At 68.1% G+C, this 2,009-nt stretch carries 2 protein-coding genes; both read right to left on the reverse strand.

Going from position 1 to position 2,009, the window contains the following annotated elements:
* The coding region (gene tnpC, locus Q392_RS26310; protein WP_157008351.1) for an IS66 family transposase at positions 1 to 1,451 on the reverse strand (1,451 nt) is incomplete at its 3' end.
* 70 nt (positions 1,452 to 1,521) lie between these two features.
* A partial coding sequence (gene tnpB / locus Q392_RS26315; protein ID WP_211260315.1) for an IS66 family insertion sequence element accessory protein TnpB occupies positions 1,522 to 2,009 on the reverse strand: 488 nt, incomplete at its 5' end.

Raw genomic sequence — 2,009 nt, forward strand, 5'->3', positions numbered from 1 at the left:
CCGTCGTCCAGGTGCCGCGTCAGCGCGGTCCAGTGCGTCAGCGTGTAGTCGATGGCCTTCGCCGTCGGGCTACCGTCGGCCACGAGCCGGCGCTCCAGTCGCAGCCACTGCTGGAGCTCCTCCCACAGGGGCTTGGCGAGCCGCTGGCGTTGCGCCCGGCGCTCATCGTCGCTGAGGTCCTTGAGCTTAGCCTCAACCCCGTAGATGCGCGCGAAGCGCCGGACTGCCTCCAGGCCCACCGCGCTGGTGCCGTCGTGCGTCAACTCTTCGAAGTTGCGGCGCGCGTGCGCGGCGCAGGCGGCGGCGAAGCGATCCGGGTACAGCCGCGGATCGACCACGGTCTCATAGGCGCTGTAGCGGTCGGTCAGCAATGTCCCCGACCATCGCTCGCCGTTTCCTTCCAGGAACGCCAGCGGGTACTGCGCCCCGCGTCCCAGGCAGAACTCATAGATCACGCCGGGCACCGCGTCGTGCCAGCTTCTGGCGTAGGCCCAGACGTATGCTCGGCGCGTCTTGCCCGCGCCCGGGTCCAGCAGAGCCACTGGCGTCTCGTCGGCGTGCAAAACCGCGCAGCCGAGGATGAATCGCCTGTGCACCTCGTGCAATGGCTCCAGCGCCGCACCTGCCTGGCCGGCGATGGACGCCAGCGTGGAGCGAGGCGTGTGCACGCCGCTGCGCGCGTTGATCGTCTCTTGCCGGTAGTACGGCAGGTGGTCCACGAAGCGGCTGATCAGCGTGTGTGCGACGAAACCGCTGGCGGCAATACCCCCCTCGATGACCTCTGCGACGCTGGGCGCCTGGCGCAGCACTTGGCAGCAACGGCAGGCCCACTTGCCGTAGATGTGGCGGTGAACGAAGAATTCGGCCGGTACGATGTCCAGCCGTTCGCTGATCTCCTCGCCGATGCGCGTCATGGGACGTCCACAGCCAGGCTCTTGGCAGTCGGTACGCTCGGGCTCATGGTGGTGTTCCACGCGGCGCAGGTGCTCGGGGAACGGGTTGCGGCGCGGACGACGCGGGGGCGCCTTGGTCGTCGTATCCGACGCAGCTGCTGCGGCTGCAGCGGCCGCAGCTTCACGCCGTAGCCGCTCGAGCTGCTCGCGCAGTCCCGCCTCGTCCTCGGCCAGCGTCTCCTCGAACAGGCGGCGCTGCTCGGCGTTCATGGCTTCTGACTTCGCGCCGAACTTCCACCGTTTGAGCCTGGCGAGTTCGAAGGTGATCTTCTCGATCTTGGCCTCGCGCAGCGCAATCTCGCGGTCCTTGTGTTGCAGCAATGCGTCGCGCTCGGCGAGCGCCTGATCGCGTTGCGCGAGGACACGGCCATGTTCGGCCAGCTGCTGCTCCTGGTCCTGCAGGCGCCGCAGCAGCTGAGTGACCAGCGCAGCTGCCTCGGCGGACAGTTCCGCCGGATTCGCTGCAGGAAGATCACGTGCGCCAAGCATGCGTTGCATGATGCCAGTGCACGCCGATGCGAACCTCGGCACATCCACTGTCAACGCATAGAAGGCCTGTGTCGAGGCCTCAGGCTCGCGTGATGACGCTCAGCTCGGGAAGGCGCTGCCACGGCAGGCCCAGGACCAGGGCGTCGAACTGCGCCGGAGTGAGCGACAGTGAGGGCGTCACGTGGCCCGTGCCAGGCCAGACGAAGCGCCCCGCGTTGAGCCGACGCGCTGCGCACCACACGCCGAAGCCGTCGTGCACGAGCAGCTTGATGCGTGTGCCGCGGGCGTTCGCGAACAGGTAACCATGGTGCGCCTGTGCAGCGCCGAAGACCTGCACGACGCGTGCAAGCAGGCGATCGGCGCCGGCACGCATGTCGATGGGATCGGCAGCCAGCCACATTGCCTCGATGCGGATCATCGCAGCAGCTCGCGCATCCAGGCTGCGCAATCGCTGGCGGCGCCTGCAGGCCAAGTCACAGTGACCGTCGTCGGTCCGCGCCGCAGTTCGATGCGAATGTCCGGCGCTTGAGCCGGAGGCGGAGGCGTCGGAGTCGGAGTCGGAGTCGG

It is taken from the genome of Xenophilus azovorans DSM 13620, from assembly GCF_000745855.1.
GTDB lineage: Bacteria > Pseudomonadota > Gammaproteobacteria > Burkholderiales > Burkholderiaceae_C > Xenophilus > Xenophilus azovorans.